This is a genomic window from Roseibacillus ishigakijimensis, from assembly GCF_016595415.1.
GTDB classification, from domain to species: domain Bacteria; phylum Verrucomicrobiota; class Verrucomicrobiia; order Verrucomicrobiales; family Akkermansiaceae; genus Roseibacillus; species Roseibacillus ishigakijimensis.
The window spans coordinates 1-19,081 of the sequence record NZ_JAENIO010000044.1 but is presented as its reverse complement, the minus strand read 5'-3'; the positions used below and the strand labels follow the sequence as shown (position 1 = coordinate 19,081).

Here is a 19,081-nt window from a genome sequence, read left to right as displayed (position 1 = left end):
TCCCATCACCCAAGACGGCGACCAAGGAGAGCGAACACTCCCAAGCCCCCCAAGAGAACAGAAGAGGGCTCGGGAATAGCCTCAAAAGCGAGAGTCGCCAGAGCATTGCGCTGGAATTGCCCGAAATAGTTGTCGGTATAAGTCCCGGGAGCATCGATCGAACCGGAGGTGTGGAAATGTCCGCTCGACCCCTCGGTCACGAAAGGGAGCAAGGGAGTGTCGGGATTCCCCGAAGACACCCCGAGCGGTCGCTCTCCATTAAAGTCGTTATTGGAGGCGACCCCGAGGACAAAGCTTCCAGGAGTAGCCACAGTGTAACTGACGGGAAAATCTGCTGTATTGGCCGAAGAGGTGCTGCGATTGGTATTCTCATCGGCATAGCCCAAAACGTTTCCTAGCGAAATCGCACTTACTCCATAGGACACGCTCTGCCCATAGCTGGGATCCAGCACCATCTCAAAACTACCCGAAGTCGCCACAGGATCGATGAGGTAATAAATCGCCGCCGTCTGGTCACCCGCTCCATTATCCTCGACATAGACTTCATTCATCACCTGTCCGGCAAAAGTCGCCTGGCGCACCCCGCTGTCGCCAATTCCTTCCGAACTCACGAGGAGAGCCACGACATTTCCGCCGTTCAAGTCAAAGGGTGCCGTCGAAAAGAGAAGGCCCGTGGCATCGAATGAACTCACCGTAGCGGAAGAGCCAGCCAAAGTATTGGCCACCGAAATTGCGGCTGAGGCACTGACTGCACTCCCGGCGAGGAGAGCGATGACAGCGGAGGAAGTAGTGAATTTTGTTTTCATCGGATTTTTTCGTGTTTCATCCCGACAGAACTGTCTGGGAGGATAGCACTTCTATCCCCTGCCTTCATTTCCGCCTATAGTCCGAATAGGGCAGATGCGGTAAACCTCCTTGCGGCCGCGCCTCCCTGGTCGCTATCCTCATCCGTCAGTTTATGGGCTCGCCGCATTCCATCGCCATTGTAGAGGACAATCGCCAGCTGGCGGAGGTCCTCCGCACGGCCGTGGAGGCCGTCCCCGACTTTGTTTGCATGGGAACCTGGCCCAGTGGCGAGGACGCTCTCGCGGCCTTCATGGAAAAACCTCCCGAGGTCGTCCTCATGGATATCAACCTGCCCGGCATCTCGGGGATCGAAACAACCCGCCGCCTGCGCAAATCCCATCCAGCCATCCACATCCTCATCGTGACCGTCTATGGCGATCACGACAGAATCTTTGCTGCGCTGGAAGCCGGGGCGACAGGCTACCTCCTCAAACGCTCTTCCATGGAAGAAATGGAAGAGGCCATTCGCGACGTCCTCGCCGGGGGTGCGCCCATGAGCGCGGAAATCGCCCGCCGAGTGGTGGAGGCTTTTCATGGCACTTACCGCGATCCCCTGAAGGAAGCCCACCTCACCGAACGGGAAACCGATATCTTGCGCCTATTGGCCGACGGCTTGGGCAACAAGGCCATCTCGGCACAGCTCGCCATTTCTGTGGAAACCGTGCGCGCCCACAATCGGAACATTTACGAGAAGTTGCACGTCAACAGCCGCACCCAAGCGGCTCTTCTTTACCGCGAATCCCAGGAAAATTCGCCCTCCTAGACTCACTTCTCTCCTCCTATCACTTTCGGACTATGGCCAATCTTCATGGCCTTGACCATCTTGTCACGAGACCCTTTCGGCTCCCGAAACGGGACTGAGAATTCTCTTCTCTCTTCTCATGAAAACTCCTGACAAACCCATCAACCCACCCTCGCCGCTGACTTGGAGCGGCTTCGGGCTGGCCTTCGTTTTAGCCACCCCACTTTCTGCTGCCACCGTCGCCGAGGTGGAGACCGCGTTGGGCAACGGCACCGGCCTCTATCTCGACATCGCCGCCACCGACACCAATGGCGATGCCACCGGAACCTGGATCGACGGTCCCAGCGGCTGGACCTTTCCCGACAGCAGCGACAGCGGCATCACCGTCAATGGCAACTGCGCTGACGACAAGGACGATACGGGACCGGAGATCGAATTCGCGGTCACGGGCTTACAACCCGACACCAGCTACGCTCTCTGGGTCGTAGCGGTGTCCAACACAGGGGCCATCTACGACTTTTCTTGGGGCACCAGCTCGGGCGAGCTCACCACCATCACCGGAGATCCCCAGCTTCCAGGCACAGTCATTTCCTCTGCAGGGGCTTCACTCGTCGGGGTCAATGTCGGCACCATCTCCACCGATGCCTCGGGAAACGTCACCATCTTTCTCGACAATGGGGCGGACTGGACGGGCTCCAACAACCGCACCCAATTGGATGGCCTGCTCTTCGAAGTGGCCACCGATCCCGACCTCGATGACGATGGCCTGGACGACCTCTGGGAAGATGCCTACTTCGGCGACAACAGTGGCACGGTCGAGCCCACTGATTATGAAGTCTATGATGGCGACGACGATCCGGACGAAGATGGCGCCAACAACGAAGCGGAAGAAACAGCCGGCACCGACCCGCTTTTTGCCGACACCGATCTAGATGGACTCGATGATGGCCCGGAAATCGACGGTTCGCTGAATACCTACAGCAACCTGCCCACCGATCCGCTCGATGACGACAGCGATGACGACGGCCTGTTGGATGGCGAGGAAGTCCTCGCCGGTTCCGATGGCTTCCAGACCGATCCACTCAGTGAAGATAGCGACGGCGATCTCCTCCTCGACCTCTGGGAAATCACCTACGATCTCGATCCCACCAGCGCTGAGGGAGACAACGGCGATTTCGGCGATCCAGATGGAGATGGCTTGGAGAACTTCGATGAGCAAACCTTCAACACCGACCCCAAAAACGCGGATAGTGACGGCGACAACCTCACCGACACCGACGAAATCGACTTTTACCTCACCAATCCGCTCAGTGATGACAGCGATGGCGACTCCATTCTTGATGGAGAAGAAGTTGAAAGCGGAACGGACGGCTTCATCACCGATCCCAATCTGAGTGACTCGGATGGCGATAGTTTCTCCGATCCCTTTGAGGTCGCCAAAGGCACTGACCCCAGCTCGGCAGAAGAGATCCCCGACGGCTGGCTACCTGACCATCGCAGCTACCGCGCCCGGCGTCTTTCAAGCGGAAGTCTCCACTGGAGAATCGGGGCTCCTGTTCAGCTCGGAATCTTTTGACCTCCAGAGAGGAAATGCCGTGGCCCTGGTCCTCACCACCGAGAACTTGACCGACAAAACCGACAATCTCATCGCCACCTTCGATGGACAAGTGATGAACGCGGTCTCAGCCACGGATTCAGGTCTCGGTGCACAAGGAGCCTCGATCTTCTACCTGATCAATCCCGACAGCACGGAAGGAATCTTTGAAGTGTTCACCGATAGCAACCTCACGAACATCACGTGGGCCTATAGCGCGATTTCGCTCTCTGGGGCCCCCGGGATTGCGGGTCAAGACACGGTGGGAAGCACCACCAACTCCGCCGACATCCCTCTGGAGGTCAGCTACACCACCGCGACTGACAATGGCTTTGTCATCACTGCCGCCGTCAATAACGACCACAACGGAGGGCGCCCGCTCTCCTTAGCCTACGGAAACGCCAATTCCAGCCTCTTGGACTTTGTCACCGTCGGCTCCAGTGGACATTTCCACCCCATTGGCCGGATCGAATCCGCCGGAGAGCAGTTCGATGGCTACCTGGGGCAGTATCAACGCACGGCCGTCGCCACTCTGGCCTTTGGGGTGGCTTCCGTGAATGACCAGGACAGCGACCTGCTGAATGATTTCTGGGAAGACGAACACTTTGGTGATGCCAGTGGGACGATTGAAGAAAGCGACCTCACCCCTCAGAATGGTTCCGGCGATCCGGACAGCGATCTCGCCAGCAATGAGCAAGAAGAAACCGCAGGCACTGATCCCAATGTCCCCGACAGTGACGGAGACGGGCTCACCGACGGGGAAGAAATCAACACCCACAACACCCTGCCTCTGGTCGCGGACTCGGACGCGGATGGCATTGGTGACGCCGAGGAAGTGACGGCCGGCAACGATGGCTTCATCACCAACGCTCTCTCCAGTGATACCGATTCCGATGGTCTTTCCGATAGCTGGGAAATCCTCAACGGCCTCGATCCCACTGACGGCTCGGGCGATCAAGGTGGTTCGGGCGATCCCGATAGCGATAACCTCACCAATGCGGAGGAGCTTCTTGCGAGCACGAACCCCACCTCGGCCGATAGTGATAATGACGGACTGACCGACGCAGAAGAAATCAACACCACCCTGACAGACCCCCTCTTGGCTGACAGTGACGCCGACGGACTCCTCGATGGAGAAGAAGTCACTGCTGGCAGCGACCCTCTGAGTGAAGATGGCGATGGAGACGGCTTCAGCGATGCTACCGAGCTCGCAGTCGGCACGGATCCCAATGATGGAGCCCTCTTCCCTGAGAACTTCATCACCGAGACCAATTCTGCAGCGGGCCTCACTGCCAACGAGGCATTCAGTAATAGTGACACCGGAGTCATCTTCACCAGCGCATCCTTCGCTCTGAACGGCGGGAATTTCGTGGCTTTGTTCTTCACGGCGGAAGGAATCGGCGGCAATGGAGCCTTGCCCACCGCAACCTTTGCCGGGCAGGCTATGACCGCCTTGCATGCTCAGGATCCCGGAGTGGGAGCCCAGACCGCAACTGTCTTCTACCTACACAACCCCTCCGCCACGGAAGGAGTCTTTGAGGTCAGCAGCGATCCCGGTCTCACCGCGCTCTCCTACGCCTACAGTCAGCTTGCGCTCAGCAATGTCTCGCAAATCGCCGCCAGCCTTGCCATCGGCAGCACCGAGACCGCACCCGCGACCGCTTTGGAGCTGGACTACGAGATCACGAATAACGATGGCTTCGTGCTCTCAGCAGCGGCGAACAACGACTTCAACAACTCCCGGATTCTCTCGGTTGCCTCCGGCAATCCCGACACGGACCTCCTGCCCCACGCGGTGATTGGCAGCAGTGGACACTTCCACAGCTACGGTCAGGTGGGACCTGCAGGCAGCCATCAGGATCTCTATCTGGGACAATACCAGCGCACCGCCATTGCCAGCCTTGTGCTCGGCTCCCCGGTCGCCATGGGCGAAGGAATCGAAATCATCTCCTCGGACTACACCGAAGGGACCTTCCAAGTCACTTACAGCGGGCTGGATCCGGAAAAAAATTACCAGTGGATGATCAGCTCCCCGGGCTTGAACACATTCACTCCGCTCGGTGACGCCTTCTCCCCCACCGGAAGCAGCGAAAGCCTGAGCGACCTCTCTCCTCCCGCCGAAAAGGCCTTCTACCGCCTCAGCGAACTCCCCTGATGCCTTCTTTCGCAGGTTGAAATCCCGACGCCTCCGCCCTTTCCGGCGGAGGCGTTTTTTATTGTCCCCAGAAAAAGATACGAGGCCTCGCCCTTCCCAGAACGAGGCAGAAAGTCCGCATCACACCCGCAGGAAAATTCCCCGTCGATAAAGGAAACGGCAGAGCCAGACCGAGAAAGCAAGTCCTAGCAGGGCCGCCAGCAGATCACCCAATCCCGTCCAGAGGGATTCCAGGCCTCCCCGAATCTCCCCTCCGACGAAGTATCGGGCCAAATGCTCGAAATCCACGAGGTGAACGAGGAGGTAAATCGTGATTGCATTCATCCCAATCCAAACAAAAGGCTGGCACCACCGCCGGTGGGAACGGATATCGATCACATAGTAAAAAAGAGCCAGGAGCAGAGTGCTGATTCCGGCAGTGAGCAGGACAAAGGAGGAGGTCCAGATATTCTTGATGAGGGGGAAATGCAGGCTCCACAGGAGTCCCCCGACGATCCCGGCTCCGCCCCAGAGAGCGAGGATTTTGACTTTGCGCAGCGAATCTTGCTCGCCATCGCGAAGGAGCTTTCCCGCAAACATCCCCAGTAGAGTGGTGCAGATGGCCGGCAGGGTGCTCAACAAGCCTTCGGGGTCATGATCGCCATTCCACTTGCGCAGGGGCAAGAAGTGTTTGTCGATCCAGTCCGACCAGTTTTTGGTTTCGGCAAAGTCTCCCGCACTGCCTCCCGGCACGGGAACGAAGGACAAGAGGAGCCAGTAACCAAGCAAGAGAGAAGTCGTCAAAACCAGCCACCCTTTGCGCGGCAACCAGACGAAAGCCAGGCCCGCTCCGAGAAAGCACAAGGCCAGGCGCTGCAGGACGCCGAGAAGCCGGATCTCCTCGAAACCGTTGGAAATCCCGCCGTAGGTGAGGAGCCCGAAGAGATAAAGAAGAGCGGAACGCTTGAGAATCTTGACTGTGGTTTGGCGCGGACCGAGTGCGGCAAGCGATTTGGAAAGCGAAAAGACCAGTGAAACGCCCATCAGGAAGGCGAACAAAGGAAAGATCAAGTCGTAGAAATGAAAGCCCTCCCAAGGAACATGCTACACCCTCGTGTTCAGATCGGGCTCCATGGGAACCATCTTCGCCAAAGCGCGAAAGGCCTCCTCCATGCCCACGATGAAAAACATATCGATTCCACGCAAAGCATCGAGCGACATCAGGCGGGGCGAGGCCCCCTTTTGCTCGTTCATTTCTGCACTCTGTCTGCGGATTCTCCCACGAAAAGTCAAAAGTCACTCCCTGGCACCTCAAAGGCATGGGTCCGCATCCCCCCGGCCACTACCCATTACGGGCTATGGCCTTTTCCCTCAAAAAGCTGTTAGCCTATCAGAACAATGAAAGTAGCCACCTTCCTCATCGCCTTTGCCCTTTCTCCTCTCCTTTCCGGAGAGCCCGCTCCACAAGGTGTCCTCCAGCTCTCGCAGAAAGATTTGGCGGCGGAAAATCTCTTCGCCAGCGGAGAAGAGTCCGGCTGGCTTCCGGATCGGCCAAACGTCCTCGCGCTTGCTCTTCCCGAAGGAAACCACACCATCACCATCACCCATGAAGGGCCTCTTACGGTCAAAGCGGAAGACCGACGCCTCATGACTTTGGTTCCACCCTCACCTCAGGAAAAATTTCTCCAGTTCACCGTCAACACCCGCAGCCCCGCTCTGCAGGACGGCCGCGAGGTGCGCTTGCGCAAACCGGAAGATCGCACCGGCTTCACCTGGGACGACAAGCTCACCCTGGAATTTTTTCCCCATGCCAAAGGAATCACTGGAATTGAAGTGGTCGCAGCCGAGGCCGCGAGCACGGTATTTCTCGCCGGAGATTCCACCGTCACCGACCAGAATCGCGAGCCTTGGGCGGGCTGGGGACAGATGCTGCCCGCATTCTTTGACTCCGGAGTTGCCATTGCCAACCATGCTGAATCCGGTCGCGCGCTCTTCAGCTTTCGGGGAGAGCGCCGTCTGCAGAAAATCCTCGAAGCCGCCCGCGAGGGAGACTACGTGCTGGTGCAATTCGGCCATAACGACCAGAAGGACAAACGCGCCGAGGCCGGGCCCTTCACCACCTATCGGGCGGATCTGGAGGACTTCATCGCCCGCATTCGCGCCACCGGAGCGCAACCGGTTCTCGTCACCCCGATGGAGCGCCGCCGATGGAGCGAAGGGAAGCCCGGGCAAACTCTGAGCGACTACGCGGCGGCAGTCCGACAGGTGGGCGAGGCCGAAGAGGTCCCCGTGCTGGACCTCCATATCCGCAGTCTGGAACTCTACACCGCCTTGGGTGAGGAGGGCTCGCGAGAAGCCTTTGTCCACTACCCGGCCCACACTTTTCCCGAGCAGCACGAGGCCCTGCGCGATGACACCCACCACAGCAATTACGGGGCCTACGAACTGGCCCGCTGCCTCGTCGAGGAAATCCGCGTCCACCTCCCGGCCCTAGCGGGGTCTCTCCGACCGGGGATCGCGGCTTTCGACCCGAGGAAACCGGAAGCGGCGGGCACCGTCCAACTGCCAGCCGGCCTCCCCCAGGCCAGCGAAAAGCCGGAGGGCAACTGAAGACCTCTTCCCCAGCGAAACGGAGGCCAGACTTGCTTCCCCGGCAATTTGGGTTTCAATCTTGGCAGTGACCTTTCTTGAAAAATTGACCGCCCGCACGGCGGAAGTCGGAAATCTCTGCATCGGCCTGGATCCTCGGGCCGAGAATCATCACAACCGCGTGAGCGAGGTGGAGGACTTTCTGGTGTCTCTCATTGAGGAGACCGCGCCCTATGCGGCAGCCTTCAAGCCCAATAGCGCCTACTTCGAGAGCTTGGGCTCGGAAGGTTTTGCTCTCCTAGAGCGCACGGTAGCCCGCATTCCCAAGGAAATTCCCATCGTGCTGGATGTGAAACGCTCCGATATCGGGGAAACGCAACGACGCTACGCGGTGGCTTGCTTCGAACATCTGCGTGCGGATGCGGTCACCCTGAACCCTTTCATGGGATATGATTCGCTCGAGCCCTTTCTGGACTACCCCGGGGGCAAGGGCCTTTATCTCCTGGCCCTCACCTCCAACAGCGGCAGCGCCGACTTCCAACGCCTGGAGGTCGGGGGCGAGACCCTCTACCAAAAGGTGGCCGCCTTTGCCGCGAGAGCGGCTTCGCAAAACCGGCCCTCGACGGTGGGACTGGTGCTCGGTCTGACCAATGCCGGTCCCCAGGTGCTGGAGCGGGTGCCGGATATCCCCCTGCTCATCCCCGGTCTGGGGGCCCAGGGAGGAGACCTCGCCAGTCTCGCGGCCAGCAAGCGCCAAGCCCCTAATCTGGTCAATGTCTCCCGCGGCATCATTTACCCCGGAGACGACAGAAAGCCGGCGGAACTCGCCCGCGAGTTTGCGGAGCAAATCCGCGCCACTTTACAACCCTGCTAACCCCACAAATCCCCCCCTCCATTGTCCAAACAAGGTCAGTCCTCTGGTAGTTATTCGGGAATTTTTCCCAAGAAAGGCTGGGCCGAGCGGTCCTACCGCTTCTGGCGCCACCGCATCATTCCGCAGATGTTTCGCCAGCCGGAAGGCGAGACCTTGCACGCCAATCCCGAAGCTCCGGCGGATGGCAAGACCCGGGTCACTTGGATTGGCCACGCCTCTTTCTTGGTTCAATTTGACAGCCATTCCGTCATCTTCGATCCCAATTGGGCGACTTGGATGGGTCCGGTGAAGCGTCAGCAGCACCCCGGCCTCCACTTGGATACCCTGCCCGAGGTCGACCTGGTCTGCGTATCCCACGCCCACTTCGACCACATGCACCGCGCCTCCCTGCGTGCCATCCAGTCCCGCCACGGCATCATGGTGCCCAAGGGCTCGGGCTCGCTGGTGCGCAAACTGGGCTTCAAGCGCGTCACCGAGATGGCCATTTGGGAAGAGCAGATTCTCGACGGAGTGGACGTCATCCACACTCCCTCCCACCATTGGGGAGCCCGCTTTGGCCACGATACCCATCGGGACTACGGCGGCTTTATTGTCAAAACCCCGCGCAACAACGTTTATCATGCCGGGGACAGTGCCTACTTCGAGGGCTTCAAGGAGATTGGCAAGCGCTACCCCATCGACATCGCCCTCATGCCCATCGGAGCCTACGAAGCCCCTAGTGGCCGCGATGTCCATCTCAACCCCGAAGAGGCCCTGCAAGCCTACCTCGACCTGGGAGCCAAAAAGCTCATCCCCATGCACTACGCCACCTTTCCGCTGGGCAATGAGGAGCCGAGCGAACCAGAGGAGCGCCTACTGAAGGAGGCTGATCGCCTGGGCGTGCTGGACCAAATCCTCATCCTCGACCCCGGCGAAGGGGTGGAGATCTGACCTCTCTTGCGACCATGACCGACCATCCCATCCTGGCCATTGACCATGGCGAAGCCCGCATCGGACTGGCTGCTACCGACGAGTTCGGCATCGCCGCCCATCCGGTGGAGACCATCCATCGTGCGAATACCGACCCGCTGGGGCGTCTGGCGGAAATCATCGCCCAACGCGAGGTGAAGACCCTCCTCTTGGGCCTCCCCCTCAAAAGTGACGGCCGAGAAGGAGAGGCGGCCAAAAAGATCCGGGCCTTCGGTGACGAACTCCGGGAGACTTTTCCCCAGCTGCCCCTGTATTTTCACGACGAATCCTTCACCACCCTCGCAGCCGCCTCGAAATTGCGCTCGGCCGGTAAAAACGCGAAAAAACAAAAGGACATTATCGACCAAGCAGCCGCCCTGGAAATTCTTCAGAACTATCTGGGCTGGTAGGCGCACGATTAAAACTGCGGCAAGGGGGGAGCCAAAAGCTGGATGCGGTCCCTCTGCAAAGCACGTAGTTGCCGCAACGCTTCGCGGAGATGATGCCGGGTCTCAAGGGGCAGAAGCGCCAAAGAACTCTCGCTCAGCAATGTCTCCGGCAAAAGATCGCCGACCGCAGGGGCCGATTGGATGCTGAGAAAGTCGTCATTTCCCGCACCCTGCCCGTCGGGCTGAAAGAGGGTCTCGAAGGCGCTGCGCGGCTTGGGAAAAAGCGCCACCACCGGCTCCTCCAATTCTGCCAATCCGGCGGCCCGGGCAATGGCGTCGCTCAGCCCGCCCAACTCGTCGACCAGCCCCACCCGCCGGGCATCGCGACCGGAATAGACTCTGCCGCCGGCCAGTGTTTCCAAGTCACCCGCCAGGCGCTCTCCGCGCCCGTCAAGGATGCGCTGCTTGAAGGTGCCATAGACCTCCTCCATAGACTCACGCACCAGACCACGCTCTTTGGGAGAAAAGGGCCGGGTCAGATTGTAGAGATCGGCATGGGCCCCCCGCTTCACTTCATGGGTGGTGATGCCGATTTTCTCCATCACTCCGCCGAGCGCGAACTTCATCCCAACCACCCCGATGCTCCCCGTAATCGTCGTGGGTTCGGCAAAAATCACCTCGGCACCACTGGAAATATAGTAACCACCACTGGCCGCCACACTGCCCATGGAGACCACGACCGGCCGCTCGCTTTGGGAAAACTCGTCCACTGCTTCCCAGAGAACTTCGGAAGCGAGAGCCGAACCACCGGGAGAATTCACCCGCAGAACAAGTGCCTGACAACGGGCGTCATCCACCAGACGAAGAACTTCATTGCGCGCCGGAGCGATGCTCTGCAAATCGATTCCGCCCTCAAAGACCACCACCGCGACATAATCCTCTTGGGGCACGGAGGGTTTTCCGGAAGAAAAGAGCAGCTTCATCAGGTCGAAGAACCCCTTGATTTCAGGAGGTTTTTCGCCGTTCAGGACATACTCGCGGTCAAAGACGGCCTCCTCGCCATACTTTTCCTGCAAGGCAGCCACGAAATCGGTGCGGGCTTGCAGATGATCGACCAGTCCAGCCGCCTGGGCCTCGCGCGCGCTTTTCACCCCCCGATTGATGAACTGGTGCAACGAGTCCCGGGTCACTCCCCGTCCCCGCGCCATCTCTGTCACCAGTGTCTGGTAAAGAGAATCCAAGAGAGCCGCAGTCTGGCGCTCGGAAGCCTGCGAGGGCGCGCTGCGGTAGAAATTTTCCCCGGCGGACTTGAAGTCGCCAATATGGACGACATCGACCTGCACCCCCACCCGATCGAGCAATCCCTTGAAGTAAAGATTTTCCGCATAGAGGCCATTGAGCGAGACCGCCCCTTCCGGATTGAGCACAAACTGACTGGCCGCCGAGCCCAGGAGAGCGGTCTGGAAGGTGAGCCCATCGGAATAGAGCCAGACCTCTTTGCCAGCCTGGCGAAGTTCGCGGAGCAGAGCGGCAATCTCCTGCAATTGGGCATAGCTGAGGAGAGCCTGATCAAGCTCCACCACGACTGCGGGGATGGTCGCGTCAGCCCCCGCCCGCTGCAGGGAGGCCACCAGGTCGAAGTGGGTTACCGGGCGCTGGGTATCGGGCGTCAGGGCCAGCAGACCGGCCTCGCTTTGACCGCTTTCGGTGAGCACGCCGCTGAGGTCGAAGACCGGGATGAGGTGGGCTGAAGGGGAGCCCGGAAGCATGGAGGCTCCTGTCAGCCCCAAGGCCACAAGAAAGCTGAGGACAAATCGAGATTTCATAACTTGCCTCCATAACGCCATGGAAAGGAGGTTTTGTGCAATCTCAAAGGCAAGGGCCCGCCCTCCCGCTTGGTGACCCATGCGGCTCCAATCGGGGGGGCGGTCCGATAAATGGCTGGCGCCCGCGCTCAGGCCAGTCCGCTGCGCACAAGGAGTGCCGTGAGGTCGGGATCACGCCCCATGAACTCGCGGAAGGACTCGTCGACCGGACGGGAATTCCCCCGCGACAGAATACTCTCGCGAAAAGCCCGGCCGGTGGTTTCGTTCATCACCCCTTCTTTCTGGAAACGAGTGAAGGCGTCGGCATCCAGCACCTCAGCCCATTTGTAGGAATAATACCCGGCGGCATACCCGGTCGAAGAGGAGAAAAGATGGCTGAAACTGCGAGCCCGGCTCGGCACCTCGCTGGCGAGGGGAGCCCGGTAAGCGGCCAGAATCTCCTTATCAACCTCATCCAAATCCCGGTCGAGATAGCGATCCGTGTGGACATGGAGCTCAAGGTCGAGCTTTCCAAAGGCGAGCTGACGCATAAAGGCGGTAGCGGACAGGTAGTTCCGCGCGGCGAGCATTTTCTGGAAGAGTTCTTCCGGGATGGGCTCGTCGGTTTCATAGTGCCGGGCGAAGAGGTCGAGCGATTCCCGATCCCAACAGAAATTCTCCATGATTTGGGAAGGGAGCTCCACAAAGTCCCAAGGCACACTGGTTCCCGAGAGAGACTTGACGGGAACTTCGGAGAGGAGCTGGTGCAGGAGGTGGCCGAACTCATGAAAAATGGTCTCCACTTCGCTATGGGTCAGGAGCGCGGGCTTGCCTCCCACCGGCTTGGTCATATTCCCCATGATGAGGCCGAGGTGGGGCTGGCGCGCTTGGCCCTCCCGCGGGGGAAGACCCGCTTCCAGACAATTCATCCAGGCTCCTCCCCGCTTGCTCTCCCGCGGGTGCCAATCGGCATAAAAAGAGCCCAGGTGTTCGCCCGTGCCCGCGTCGCGAATTTCGTAGAATTTGCACTCCGGGTGCCAGACCTCGAAGGCTTCCTCTCCGGTCTCGCCGGGTTCCTCTAGGTAGACCGACTTTTTTTCGGCAATCTCAATGCCAAACAATTGCGAGGTGATGGAAAACATGCCCGCCATCACCTTGTTCACCGGGAAATAGGGGCGCAAAATCTCATCGTCGAAGTCGTAGCGCTCCTTGCGCTGCTTTTCGGCCCAGTAAGCCACCTCCCAAGGTTGTAGCGGCCCCGCCGGCTGACCGGTTTGGCGAGCCTTGTAGGCCTCCAGGGCGCGGCTCTCTTCTTGGAAAACATCCGTGATGCGGCCGTGCAGATCTTCCACGAAGCCGAGAGCTTTTTCCCCGTTCTCCGCCATGCGGCGCTGGAGAGTCAGATCCGCGAAGTTCGCGAATCCGAGCAAAGCCGCTTTCTCCTGGCGCAGCTTGATGATTTTCCAGATGAGTTCGGTGTTGTCGTGCTCGCCAGTGGAAGCGATGCGCGAGGAGGCGCTCCAAATCTCGCGACGAAGCTCCTCATCCTCGGCATGCTGCAGGACCGGGAAGAGGGAAGGAAAGTGCAGGGTGAAGCGCCATTCACCCTCGCGCCCCTTGGCTGCCGCGTCCTCGGCCGCGGCTTCCCGGGCACTCGCGGGGAGTCCCGCCAACCGACTCTCATCGCTGAGGTAGAGCTCGAAGGCATTGGTGGAATCGAGCACGTTCTCAGAGAATTTTTGAGTGAGCTGGGCGAGTTCGGAGGAGATTTCCGCCATCCGCTTTTTCTCCTCCGGGGCCAGATCGGCTCCCGAGGAGATAAAATCATGACAAGTCTCGTCCACGAAGCGCTGCTCCACGGCCGGGAGGTCCGCCACGGCGGGAGACTCCGCGAAAGCCTTCAACTTTTGCCACAAATCGCCGTCGAGGGAGATGGAAGAGTAGAAAGCGGAGACCTCGGGAAGGAGTTCATTGAGGGCCTCGCGCTGGGCGGGATTGTTCGAGACGGAGTCGAGATGATTGAGCCGGCCCCACGCGCGTCCGAGAGGCTCGGTGGCCGCCTCCAAGGCTCGGAAGGTGCTCGCATAGCTCAATTCGCTCTCCGGGAGGGCCTTGATAGCGGCGAGGGCTTCGCCCGCTTGCGCGATGGCCAGGCGAACGTCGGGAGCAGCGTGTTCGGGAGTGAGCGTGGACCAGCGAATTTCGAAGTCTTCCGCAAGAAAAGGGTGAGGCGTTGACATGAAAGACGATCTAGAGTCGCTCCCGCCAAAGACAAGCCCGGAACCCCGGGAACGACTGTTTTCTGCCGACAGAAGGGCCTTCTTTACCCGGTAAAAGTTCCCATTGAGACTTGCCGCCCCTGGTCCAAGGGGGGCTAAATAAGACTGCCACCACCACCCATGACCAATGCAAGCTGTGCCGACTGCGGGCGCCTCGTCGCCTTTCGCTCCCACGAGCTCTCGGAAATCACCGAGTGCCGCCACTGTGGAGCCTGGGTGCAGCGACGGGTCGGGCGGGGAAATCTCGCCGTCCCCGTGGAGCGCCCAGCGGAAAAGAAAACCGCCCCTGCCGATACCGCACCCACGCCCGAGGTGCTGAGTGCTCTCGCCGAACTGCGCGCCTCAGTCAGCGAGCTGGCGAAGCAGCAGGAAGATCTCCGCCGCCAGCAAACCCTTCTCCTCGCAGGGAGCTTTCCACTGGAAAAAAAGCCGGAAGGGGAGAAAGAAAACCCGGACGCCTTCCCTCCAAAGACGGCTACCCCCTCGCCACGTCTGGCAGGCGCGGCGGGCAAGACCGTGCTGCCAGTGCCCCACTTCCCCCTCGGAGGCGAGCCAGCGGAAACCCCGCCGAAGCCGGAAACCCCGCCGAAGCCGGAAACCCCGCCGAAGCCGATTCCTCGCCAGCCGACCCCGGCTCCGCCCATGCCGCGCGCCGAGGAAAAGAGCGACCCCGAAAGCCCCCGGGCAACCGCCCCTCCGGCACCCACGCCCCAGCCTGAGACCAAAAAAGACGAGACGGTGGAGAAGGCTGACAAAGGCTCCCGGGAGTCCCTCCCCCCGAAGGAGGAGAGCCAAGATTCTCAAGGAAAAAGCGAAGAGGACAGCCCACCAGCCCCACCAGCCCCACCAGCCCCACCAGCCCCACCAGCCCCACCAGCCCCACCAGCCCCACCAGCCCGCTTGCAGCCAGAGCCTTTGTCAAAGAAAGAAGCGGCTCCGCTCAAGCAGGAAAGCACGCCCCGCATCCGGGAAGAGGAGAGCGAGGAGGAGGAAAAAGTCGATCTTCATCATCTGGTCGCGGAAGCCCGCCGCCGCCAGCCCAGTCCCGAGACCGAACCCGAAGCCTCCTTCAATCCTTATCCCGAAAAAGAACGCTCCGCGACCCTCCCCATCCTGCTCGTCATTCTCCTGCTGCTCGTCGGGGCGGGAGCCTATTTCTACCTCACCCAATCAGCTGCCTCCGAGCCGGATCTTCCCGCGCAGGAGGCGCCCCTCGTCACCTTTCCCGAGCAGGGCTCCCCTTTGCCTCCCGATGATCTACGCCTCTCGGAAGCAAGGAACATCGCAGTGACCTTTCTGGGTGCGGAGGAGGCCTTGGCCGCGAAAGCAGTTTGCCATCCGGTCCCGACCGAGCTCTTCCAAGCCTTTTGGCAACCCTTGCAGGCTCCCACCATCGAAAGGGCTTTTGCGCCCCAGGCTTGGCCGGACGGCCAAGTGATTTTCCCCTACCTGATCAAAGACTTCCACGGCCGGGAACGCCTCTTGACGGTAGTTAAAATCGGTCGCAAGCCAGCCCTCGTCGATTGGAAAAGCTTTGCCGAGTGCGAGGAGCTTCGCCTACAGGACCTCGTGGAGAGCAAGCCCGGAGCGGCCGACAAGGGAACCGTGCGGGCTTGGGTGGAAGCAGGGCCCACCCCCGACTCCTTTACTTTGCACGATTTTTCCAATCAGTTCCTGGCCACGGGGCTGAGCCTGAATCGACCCGAAATCGGCAAACAATTGCGGGACGCCCTGGCGCTCTCCGAGCTCAAATACAAAGGCCGACGGGCCTTGCGAGCGATTCTCACCCTCCAACGCATCCACTCCCTGGATGGCATCACGCCGACCCCTCCCGAGCTTGCCATCCAGTCCGTTCTGGCCACCGAGTGGCGGGGCCAACTGGCACCTTCCCTGGATGAGGAATTTCCCGCCGAGGCCCCCCCGGCGAATGCGCTCCAAGATTCCCCCTCACCTTTGCCTCCCGTCCCGGCCACTTCCGCCCCCTTGGGACGACTGCCGGAAAACTAAACCCCGGCAGAGAAAGGATGGTCTTTGCCCCTGGGCCGGAGTAAAGGGAGGCATGACGCGAGCCCTACTCCTCTCTCTCCCCCTCTCCCTGGGAGCCATCGAGGTCCCCATCGAATTCGTCGTCGGAGGCAACTCCCGGGCGGATGTGACCTACAAAATCGGCCCGACCCTGAACAATGCCGCCACTTATCAGGGAAGCGTCTCCTATTCCGGCACCCTTCTGGCGGAGGCCGAACTCCACCCGATCTCTGGTGAGCTGTCGAGCATCCGCTTCACCGGTGGCTCGCTACGCACTTCCGATATTCAGCAGGTCCTCACTCTCCTCGTGGGGCAGGTCAGCTTCACCGTCAATCTGCAGATCAGCGGCATCACCCGCAGCACTCTCAGCGCTGAACCCCAGGAGATGGAGGACAGCTTTCTCAACGGTAATTTACATGAGACCGTGCTAAGCGGGGGCAGCATCGAGGTGTCCAACTTCCAGACTCTCAATCCAGGGGCGGGAACAGCGACGGAAATTCTCTCTGCCGCCACCCCGGCAAACGATCTCATCGGGGACGACCTCCTCTTTCCCACCACCACCGGCTCAGCCCAGGTCTCGGTGTCGCGCGAGTCCTCGGATCTCTGGGGGGCAAATTACTCGGCCTCCCTCTGGAGCGTGCTCGCCCTCTCGACCCAGAGCCCGCCAGCGGAAATCCAAGCCGCTGGACTCGCCGCCAATCAGAAATTCCAGCAGAGCTACCGCGAGGTGGGCAACGTCTACGCGGAAGCCAGTTTCAGCGCCCCCTCGGCCTTTGCCGTCTGGGCCGAAGCAGCCAATCTCGATTTAACGACTGGGGAGGAAAAAAATGCCTCCGGCTACCCTTATGCCCTCCTCTTTGCCCTTGGGCTGGAGGCCGGGACCAGCCACCTGCCCCTCACCACCATTAGGGAGGAAGGGGGCAAGCCGATCTTGCTCCTCACCCTGCCGGAGAGCGGGTTGGGATTCGCTCTCTCCGTGCAGTATTCCCCGGATTTGGCGAGCGCCTTCACCCCCCTCGGCAGCGAATATCTCCTCGATGGAAGCAAGTCGCTGAATCGCGGCAAAAGTGGCCCGGTGCGAATCGCATTTCCCGACGGTCCCCGGGGCTTTCTCCGCTTTGTCGTCGAGCTCTAGCTCAGGCTTTTTTGCTTTTGACGAAGCGATAGATCGCCAGCAAAATCACCGCTCCCAGAGTGGCAATCAGAATATCGCCCAGACCCGGCAAAAAGCCTCTGGTCTCCAGTTTTCCCCCCGTTGCAAAGGTCCACAAGAAACCTCCCAAAAAAGCCCCGCCCACGCCGAGACCCAATTGGATGAGCCACCCTCCCGGATCTTTGCCCGGCATAATCAGCTTTCCGAGACCGCCTGCAATCAGGCCCAATACTGTCCACGCGATGAGTGTTGTGATCATACTCTGATAGACATATAACAGCCTTGGATAATGTCAGCATAAAATTGAGAACTGTTTTTCTCATTTTTTATAACCGCACTCTTTCCTCATGCTCGACCTTCAGCAGCTTTCCCCAGACCGCTCCTACCTCCTCGGCCTCTCCGGCGGGCGAGACTCGGTAGCGCTGCTCCACCTCCTGCTCGCAGCAAACTTCACCTCCCTGCACTTGGTCCATCTTCATCACGGCCTGCGGGACGAGGAAGCCGACGCGGATGCCCGCTGGGTGGAAGAGCTCGCCACCCGCCACCACCTCCCCCTGAGCCTTCATCGCGAGGACGTGGAGCAGCGCGCGCGAGAAAGCGGCCAATCCCTCGAAGCGGCGGCGCGGACAGCCCGCCACGAGCTTTTTGCCCGGGTAGCCAGGGAAACCCAGTGCCCCCGGGTCCTCCTCGCCCATCATGCCGAGGATCAGGCCGAGACCATCCTCTTCAATCTCCTCCGCGGCTCGGCGGGCCTCCGGGGGATGAGCCCACGCAAAGAAATCGTGGTCATGGGGCAGCCCCTCGAACTTCTTCGCCCCCTCCTGCAGACCCGGCGCCGGGACCTCGAGGAATTTCTCCGCACCCAAGGCCACTGCTACCGCGATGATTCCTCCAATGAGAGTCCGGACTTCACCCGCAACCGCCTGAAACACGAAGCACTCCCTCTTCTCTGCGACATTTTGCAACGCGACGTCACTCCCGCCTTGCTGCGGGCCGCCGAAATCGCCCGGGACGAACGGGAGCTGGTGGAAGACTGCCTCGCCAAGCACGATCTCCGCGACCCGCAGGGCCGGCTTTTCCTACCCAAGCTGAGAGAACTGGCTCCCGCCTTGCAGCGCCAGTGCTTGCTCCGTTACTTGCAGGAAAAGCAGGTGCCCCGCATTTCCCACCGCCTTTTGCACGAAGCCCAAGCTCTCCTCGCCAGCGACGGCCCCCCGGCCCTGCCCCTCCCCGGCAAGCGCCTGCTGCGGAGACGACAAGGGAGAATTTTTATAGTGTGACAGAGTTTTTTTTGTTTTTCCGGTGACCCGGGGGCAGAGTATCGTGTCTTTAGGTTCGCTCAATCAACCGGATGAGCAAACCTACGAACCACTAAAACACAATGAAAACACTCACAATCAGCACTCTTGCCATTCTCGGCTTCGCACTCGCTTCCTGCAATACCGCCCGCTCGGTGGGCAATGCCGCCGGCGGAGCGGTCAAAGCCACTGGAGAAACCATCGGAGATGCTGCCGAAGGCACCGTCGACGCTGGCAAAAAGGTAGGCTCCGCCGTTGGCCAGGACGTCAAGGCCACCGGACGCGCCATTTCCGGCGAATAAGCCCCTCTACTTTCGGGCCAAAGCTGATGCGGAACATTTTCTCTGTCTGAAACGATTCCCCAGCCAAGCCTGACCCCTCGCTCCCCCGAGAAGTTTCGAAAAA

17 protein-coding genes are annotated in these 19,081 nt (G+C 60.1%); 11 read left to right on the top strand and 6 right to left on the bottom strand.

All coding sequences use genetic code 11. The features are described 5' to 3' along the window. Positions 1-5: 5 nt before the first annotated feature. Positions 6-806, bottom strand: a complete 801-nt coding sequence (locus tag JIN78_RS14215; RefSeq protein WP_200392652.1) for a PEP-CTERM sorting domain-containing protein — start codon at positions 804-806, stop codon at positions 6-8. A 152-nt stretch (positions 807-958) separates the two neighbouring features. Here JIN78_RS14215 and JIN78_RS14210 point away from each other — a divergent pair, with 152 nt between their 5' ends. From JIN78_RS14210 to JIN78_RS14200, 3 genes are all read left to right on the top strand, one after another. Next, positions 959-1,609 carry a response regulator transcription factor gene (locus tag JIN78_RS14210; RefSeq protein ID WP_200392651.1) on the top strand — a complete coding sequence of 217 codons (651 nt, stop codon included), beginning with the start codon at positions 959-961 and terminating at the stop codon, positions 1,607-1,609. A gap of 118 nt (positions 1,610-1,727) precedes the next feature. Next, positions 1,728-3,164: a hypothetical protein gene (locus JIN78_RS14205; RefSeq protein ID WP_200392650.1), complete on the top strand. Its 1,437-nt coding sequence runs from the start codon at positions 1,728-1,730 to the stop codon at positions 3,162-3,164. Between the two features lie 19 nt (positions 3,165-3,183). Then, the gene (locus JIN78_RS14200; RefSeq protein WP_200392649.1) at positions 3,184-5,337 is read left to right on the top strand and encodes a hypothetical protein; all 2,154 of its coding nucleotides are present in this window, start codon (positions 3,184-3,186) and stop codon (positions 5,335-5,337) included. Between the two features lie 120 nt (positions 5,338-5,457). On the opposite strand, the gene JIN78_RS14195 is transcribed toward JIN78_RS14200, so the two are convergent. Both JIN78_RS14195 and JIN78_RS14190 read right to left on the bottom strand, forming a co-directional pair. Then, positions 5,458-6,387, bottom strand: coding sequence for an acyltransferase family protein (locus tag JIN78_RS14195; protein ID WP_200392648.1), 930 nt, complete (start codon positions 6,385-6,387; stop codon positions 5,458-5,460). A 33-nt stretch (positions 6,388-6,420) separates the two neighbouring features. Further along, positions 6,421-6,570: a hypothetical protein gene (locus JIN78_RS14190; protein ID WP_200392647.1), complete on the bottom strand. Its 150-nt coding sequence runs from the start codon at positions 6,568-6,570 to the stop codon at positions 6,421-6,423. Positions 6,571-6,714: 144 nt separating this feature from the next. Here JIN78_RS14190 and JIN78_RS14185 point away from each other — a divergent pair, with 144 nt between their 5' ends. From JIN78_RS14185 to ruvX, 4 genes are all read left to right on the top strand, one after another. Next, the gene (locus JIN78_RS14185) at positions 6,715-7,926 is read left to right on the top strand and encodes a rhamnogalacturonan acetylesterase (protein ID WP_200392646.1); all 1,212 of its coding nucleotides are present in this window, start codon (positions 6,715-6,717) and stop codon (positions 7,924-7,926) included. A gap of 67 nt (positions 7,927-7,993) precedes the next feature. Beyond that, entirely contained in the window at positions 7,994-8,779 is a 786-nt protein-coding gene (pyrF, locus tag JIN78_RS14180) for an orotidine-5'-phosphate decarboxylase (RefSeq protein WP_200392670.1), read from the top strand. Positions 8,780-8,800: 21 nt separating this feature from the next. Continuing rightward, positions 8,801-9,709, top strand: coding sequence for an MBL fold metallo-hydrolase (locus tag JIN78_RS14175; protein ID WP_234038004.1), 909 nt, complete (start codon positions 8,801-8,803; stop codon positions 9,707-9,709). A gap of 14 nt (positions 9,710-9,723) precedes the next feature. Further along, positions 9,724-10,137 carry a Holliday junction resolvase RuvX gene (ruvX, locus tag JIN78_RS14170; protein WP_200392645.1) on the top strand — a complete coding sequence of 138 codons (414 nt, stop codon included), beginning with the start codon at positions 9,724-9,726 and terminating at the stop codon, positions 10,135-10,137. Positions 10,138-10,145: 8 nt separating this feature from the next. On the opposite strand, the gene sppA is transcribed toward ruvX, so the two are convergent. Together sppA and JIN78_RS14160 are read right to left on the bottom strand one after the other, a co-directional pair. Beyond that, positions 10,146-11,942 carry a signal peptide peptidase SppA gene (sppA, locus tag JIN78_RS14165; protein ID WP_200392644.1) on the bottom strand — a complete coding sequence of 599 codons (1,797 nt, stop codon included), beginning with the start codon at positions 11,940-11,942 and terminating at the stop codon, positions 10,146-10,148. A 128-nt stretch (positions 11,943-12,070) separates the two neighbouring features. Next, positions 12,071-14,161 (bottom strand): M3 family metallopeptidase, encoded by a 2,091-nt coding sequence (locus JIN78_RS14160; RefSeq protein ID WP_200392643.1) that lies wholly within the window; start codon positions 14,159-14,161, stop codon positions 12,071-12,073. A 159-nt stretch (positions 14,162-14,320) separates the two neighbouring features. On the opposite strand from JIN78_RS14160, the gene JIN78_RS14155 reads away from it, so the two are divergent. Together JIN78_RS14155 and JIN78_RS14150 are read left to right on the top strand one after the other, a co-directional pair. Continuing rightward, positions 14,321-16,207, top strand: coding sequence for a hypothetical protein (locus JIN78_RS14155; protein WP_200392642.1), 1,887 nt, complete (start codon positions 14,321-14,323; stop codon positions 16,205-16,207). Positions 16,208-16,259: 52 nt separating this feature from the next. Continuing rightward, entirely contained in the window at positions 16,260-17,360 is a 1,101-nt protein-coding gene (locus JIN78_RS14150; protein WP_200392641.1) for a hypothetical protein, read from the top strand. A 1-nt stretch (position 17,361) separates the two neighbouring features. Here the strand turns inward: JIN78_RS14150 and JIN78_RS14145 are convergent, their stop codons facing one another. Then, complete coding sequence (locus JIN78_RS14145) at positions 17,362-17,637, bottom strand: GlsB/YeaQ/YmgE family stress response membrane protein (RefSeq protein WP_200392639.1); 276 nt, start codon at positions 17,635-17,637, stop codon at positions 17,362-17,364. Between the two features lie 88 nt (positions 17,638-17,725). On the opposite strand from JIN78_RS14145, the gene tilS reads away from it, so the two are divergent. Beyond that, positions 17,726-18,658 (top strand): tRNA lysidine(34) synthetase TilS, encoded by a 933-nt coding sequence (gene tilS, locus JIN78_RS14140; protein ID WP_200392638.1) that lies wholly within the window; start codon positions 17,726-17,728, stop codon positions 18,656-18,658. A gap of 101 nt (positions 18,659-18,759) precedes the next feature. Continuing rightward, positions 18,760-18,978: a hypothetical protein gene (locus JIN78_RS14135; RefSeq protein WP_200392637.1), complete on the top strand. Its 219-nt coding sequence runs from the start codon at positions 18,760-18,762 to the stop codon at positions 18,976-18,978. Positions 18,979-19,081 lie beyond the last annotated feature (103 nt).